Source organism: Streptomyces sp. MZ04 (assembly GCF_004684775.1).
Taxonomy (GTDB): domain Bacteria; phylum Actinomycetota; class Actinomycetes; order Streptomycetales; family Streptomycetaceae; genus Streptomyces.
On sequence record NZ_SRIC01000428.1, the window covers coordinates 1 to 5,122 of the forward strand.

General features: G+C 72.6%; 4 protein-coding genes and 1 pseudogene. 1 reads left to right on the forward strand and 4 read right to left on the reverse strand.

Annotated elements, in window-relative coordinates:
• From E2651_RS41045 to E2651_RS45810, 3 genes and pseudogenes are all read right to left on the reverse strand, one after another.
• On the reverse strand, positions 1 to 2,011 hold a 2,011-nt coding region (locus E2651_RS41045), incomplete at its 3' end, for a TPM domain-containing protein (protein ID WP_245239531.1).
• A gap of 252 nt (positions 2,012 to 2,263) precedes the next feature.
• Complete coding sequence (locus E2651_RS41050) at positions 2,264 to 2,755, reverse strand: ricin-type beta-trefoil lectin domain protein (RefSeq protein WP_135336368.1); 492 nt, start codon at positions 2,753 to 2,755, stop codon at positions 2,264 to 2,266.
• Positions 2,756 to 2,852: 97 nt separating this feature from the next.
• Positions 2,853 to 3,119 (reverse strand): annotated as a pseudogene (locus tag E2651_RS45810) (substrate-binding domain-containing protein); the annotation flags it as partial.
• 153 nt (positions 3,120 to 3,272) lie between these two features.
• On the opposite strand from E2651_RS45810, the gene E2651_RS45815 reads away from it, so the two are divergent.
• Positions 3,273 to 3,929 (forward strand): SMI1/KNR4 family protein, encoded by a 657-nt coding sequence (locus E2651_RS45815; protein WP_245239532.1) that lies wholly within the window; start codon positions 3,273 to 3,275, stop codon positions 3,927 to 3,929.
• A 35-nt stretch (positions 3,930 to 3,964) separates the two neighbouring features.
• Here E2651_RS45815 and E2651_RS41060 read toward each other — a convergent pair.
• On the reverse strand, positions 3,965 to 5,122 hold a 1,158-nt coding region (locus E2651_RS41060; RefSeq protein ID WP_348541704.1), incomplete at its 5' end, for a hydrolase.

The following is a 5,122-nucleotide window of genomic DNA, read 5'->3' on the forward strand; positions in this document are numbered from 1 at the left end:
CTCCGAAGCCGCCGCCTCCGCCGCCCGCCCCGCGGCCCGCGCCTCCCAAGAGCTCGCCGAGGATGATGCCGCCGAGCACCGCGCCGCCCATGCCACCGCCGCGCCCGCCGCCTCCGTAGGGGTTGCCGAAGCCGCGTACGTCGCCCTCGGCGAGCTGCTGCGCCTGCCGGGCCCGGGTGTCGGCCTCCTGGGCCTCCGCGAGCGCGGCAGCGGCGTCGGAGTCGTGGGCGGCCTCCGCGCCCGCCAGATGCCGCTGAGCCTCCGCCAGGCGGGTCCTGGCCGCGCTGCCCACCGCGCCCCGATGTGTGCCGATGAAGTCGGCCGCCGCTCCCACCGCGCTGCGCGCGGTGAGCATGGCCTGGCCGAGGAGGGCGACGGTGCGCCGGTCGGTGACCTCGCGTTCGCGGGCGCCCGCCAGGGACGCGTCGAGGGCGGCGTCGGCCTCCTCGACCCGGCGCAGGGCGTCGATCGGGTCGAGAGGTCCCGCCGCCACCTGCTTGCGGACCCCGGCGACGACCGCGTCCGCGCGGGCGATACGACCGTGCAGGTCAGCCGTCGAGACGCCCTCCAGGGTGCCTTCGAGGAGACCGCGCGCGTCGGCGAGGTCGGTCTCCGCCTCGGTGAGCGCCGCGGGGAGCTTCTCCGCGGCCAGTGTGAGCTCGTCCGCGAGACGGTCGACCGCGTCCACGAAGGTGCCCGCCTGGTCGACGGCTCCCTCGGCGGCCCGCAGATGGACGGCGGCTCTGCCGTTGTCGCCCGCGTCGATCGCCTGCCGTGCCTGGTTCAGGTGCGTCGTGGCGAAGACCAGGCGGTCCTTGGCCTGCTCTGCATGGCCCACGACCTGCGTGGACGCGGACGGCGCGTACTTCTCACGCAAGGTGGCGAGGGTGCTTTCCGCGGTGGTCGTACGCCCGCTGACCTGCCGGAACACTGTCTCGGCGTGCTCCAGGGCCTGCGCCGCGTCGCGTTCGAGCGCGCGCAACTGGTCGAAGCCGGCGGCCTCCGCGTCGAGGCGGCGGCCCGCCTCCGTGCAGCGCGTGACGATCTCTTCGAGCATGGCGCGTTTGGTCGCGTCGTCCTCGAGATGGGCGTCGTCAAGCTGCTGGCGCAGCCGGAAGGCCGTCGTCAGCTCAGCACGGGCGTAGGTGAGCGCGTCGGTGAACGGCCGCACCGTCTCGTCGCCGAACTGGGCGGTGGCGAAGCCGAGTTCCTCGGCACTGGTGCGGATCGCGTCGTCGGTCTCCACCAGGAGCCGCTGGGACTTCTTGTCGAGCTCGGGGAGCGAGGCCGGCAGTGCTCCCTTGCCCCAACCGCCGCCTCCGGGCGTCGTACGCGTGGTGGCGCGCCGTTTGCGGCGGCTGTGGGCGACCAGGGCGATGGCCCCCGCGCCGCCGACCGCCACGATCGGCAGGACCAGGTCGCCGGTCGCCGTGTCGTCGCTGCCGCCCCCGGATCCGCCGCCCGGATCGGGGTCCCCCGGAGTGATCGTCGGGGTGGGCACGGGGCTGCCCGCAAGGACCGCGCTGTAGCCGTTCGCGGCGCCGACGGCCGCGCCCGCCCAGTCGTTCTCGCGCAGCGCGGGCTTGATCGCGGTGGTGGCGACGTCCCGCAGCTGATCCTCGGTGAGCCGCGAACCGCGCTCTACGGAGTAGGCGTACTGGCGGTCGTGGGTGGCGACGGCGAGCAGCACGTCGTCCAGGCCAAGGCCGTTGCGCTCGGCGGTGGTGTCCGCCCAGTCCTGTGCCGAGCGGCCGGAGAAGTCGCGTACGTAGACGACGAAGAGCTGCATGCCACGGTCGTCGTAGAGCCGGTCGAGTGCCTCCTCGGCGGCGCCCTCGCGGTCGCCGAGTGCGCCTGCCTTGTCGGTGGTCTGGCCGTCACGGGAGAGCGTGACCGGGTCTTCGGCCGGTACGGCGAGTGCCGCGGGGGCGGGCAGGAGCAGCAGGCACCACGTGAGCAGTGCGGCGGCTGCCGCTGTCGCCCGCACGGCTATGTGCGAGGGCGGCGTCACATTTGGGAGCGTATGGCCGTCTTCGGGGGTGCGCGACCGGGGGCCGGGGCGACGCCGCGACCGAGGGCCGGGGCGACGGCCGACCCTCGGTCGGTCGCCCCGCTCAGATACTGAACCGCTCCTTGAGCTCCTGCGCGAGCGCGGACGTGGACGGCGGAGAGAGCCAGGGCCTGTGCGGGTCCTGGCTCTCTCGTGTGCGCGTGGGAGGTCAGGCCACGCCGTCAACCCCCGGTCGGGGCCACCCGCCGGGCGTCACGCCGACGGCATCTTCCAGGACTGCCAGGCCACGTTCTCGCAGTCACGTACGTTGATGCCCGCGTGCTCGCTCGAGTCGCCGCGCCCCTGGATGCTCAGGCACTGGCGGTTCACGTCGGTGCGCAGCCACGAACCCTCCAGCTTCCACTGCTGATTGGGCAGGCCGTGGCAGTCACCGACCGCCTGGGCCGGGGCGTCGATCTCGCCGTTGCGTACGTCCAGGCAGTGCAGCTCCGCCAGATTGCGCAGCTTCCCGTCCTCCCAGAACCAGAGTTGGTTGCCGGTGCCCCGGCAGGTCTGCACTTCTACGTTGTCGCCGTTGGTGGCCAGGCATTTGTCGTGCAGGGCGCTGCGGATGTCGAAGGTGTCGCCTGCCGAGGACGCCCGGGGCGCCGCGTGGTCGGCCGCGTACCCGGACTGTGAGGTCGCGAGGAGGGGCAGGGCAGCGAAGGCGAGCGCGGCCATGCCGCGCACGAGGTTCTTTGTCACGAAGCAGGGTGTATCGGTCGCGGCGCTGGTCCCGGAATGCCGGAGAACCGGAAAGCACTCGTCCGAGTGAAGGAATTCACCGACGAAACGACACTCCTCAGGCACGCCGAGCGCGGTGATCGCGAAGGCTAGCCGCAGCCGCAGCCGCAGCCGCAGCCGCAGCCGCAGCCGCAGCCGCAGCCGCAGCCGCAGCCGCAGCCGCAGCCGCAGCCGCAGCCGCAGCGGCCCGCCGTGCCACCGTCACCGGCAGCATCAGCGAGACCGGATCGCCGTCCCGCCCCTCGCCGAGGCGGCGCACCAGCAACTCGACCGTCTCCTCGCCCAGTTGCCGCATCGGCTGCCGCACGGTGGTCAGCGCAGGTCGCGTCTCTCGTACTGAACCGGCCCGAACCGGATTGAAAGAGCATTCACGCCAGGCGCGTACGGTGATCCTGGGCAAGGGCGGGTCCGTTTCGGGCGTCGTCCGTGAAGGGGATGAGTGCAGGTGGACGGGGTTTGGGAGGGTGTACGGGGGCGTGTGCTGGCCCTTCGCGATGCACCGAATTGGCGGGCGGTGTTCGGCGCGGAATTCGGGAGGTACGGCCATGGCTTCGAGCTGAGGCCCGTCCTTACCGAGGAGCAGGTTCTGGCGGTGGAGTGGCGGCTCGGCGTCGCTCTCCCCGCGGAGTACCGGAGCTTCCTCCTCCAGGTCGGCGCAGGCGGCGCGGGCCCCGACTACGGGCTGTTCCCCGTGCGGCCGGCCCCGCCGGGAGAGGCTCCGGGGGACGCCGCGCTCCCCTTCCGCCCCGAGCGCACGCAGGAGCTGGACGCCCACGAGTGCGCGGAGCCCCAGCGGGCGGCGTACTCCGACGAGGAGGCGTTCCTGCGCGACTACCGCACCTGGGACGCGCGCCACGACGAACTCCACGAAGCCCTGACCGAGGGCACCCTGTGCGTCAGCGAGCAGGGCTGCGCCTACTACACGCTCCTCGCCGTCACCGGTCCCGAGTGCGGCACGATGTGGGACGACGTGCGGGCGGTGGGTGAGGGGGTGCTCCCGGTCGAGCGCGCGGGCAAGAAGCGCGTGACCTTCGCCGAGTGGTACCTGCGCTGGCTGGACCACGCGGAACGCAAGGCCCATGGCACACCGCCGGACACTCCGGCGGCACCGGGGCAGCCCAGCGGGACCACCTGACGTCGGCTCACCCTCGGCGCAGGCCCAGCGCGGGCTCACCCCGCGAACTCCACCTCCGGCCACCGCCCCGAAGGACCGTCGAGCAGCCTGTCGTCCTGGCCCCGCAGCCAGCGGTCGAAGAACGAGGAGACGTAGGCCCGTTGGGCCGCTATCGCGCGGGCCGGGGTGACCGTGCCTATGTTCTCCTCGATCACCTTCTGGCTCACCCCGGCCTGCGGCAGGAGCGAGGCCAGGTCCGTGTACGTCTGGTGCTGGGAGCCGCGCAGGGTCAGGTCTCGTTTCCAGGTCTTGGTGTGGGACCAGAACTCCCGCCAGGAAGGTTCCGTCGTGCGGTCGCTGCCCTGCCTGCCCATCAGGAGGAACGGGCGGTCCAGGCCGTGCCGGGCCACTGGCATGAGGTTCGTGCCGTTCGGCTCGGGGTTGTATTCCAAGGTGCCGTCCAGGTTGATGCCTGCCTTCACCCGACGGTCCTCGTACATCGTCTCGGCGGCCGTGATGCCGCCCGCCGACTGGCCGAACATGCCCACACGCCGCAGGTCGACGACCTTGGAGAGGCCGTGCGGCAGGGCACTTACGCGGTCCAGGACGAACTTGGAGTCGGCCACCCGGACGTCGAGGACCTTCTTCAGCAGGGCCGGCATCGCGTCGTTCCGCTGTGCCTCCTCGAGTGCCTTGCGCAGCGGGGCGTCGTCCTTCACCGAGCCGTCGGGGAACTGCACCGCCGGGGCCTCAGAGGTGTGGTCGATCGTCACCACCACATAGCCGCGGCTCGCCAGCTCCTCGACCGTCGAAGTGCCCCACGTACGGGGGTCGTTCGCGCCTGCCCCGTACAGAACCACCGGACGCCGGCCGTCGCTCGTGTCGGCCGGGGCACCTTCGCGGGCGTGTGTCCGCATCGCCGCGAAGTCGATCGAGCCCTTGGGGATGCCGTGCGGTGCCATCGCGTCCCAGCGCGCGGCCGCTCCCGGAGCCATGTACGGCGCCAGGCGGTGTTCGCCGCCCGAAGTCCGCGCCGCCGGATACCAGACGCTGACCATCAGTTCGCGGTACGGCTGCGAGGTCACCCATGGGTCGTGCCGCGAACGGTCGACGAGCCGCGTCGAGAACGTACCGATCGCGTGCGGGCCCGTGGGCGCGGGGAGCCGCGCCTCGACCCCCGCGGAGGTGGGCGGGGGAGTGGACCGTGCCTGCGC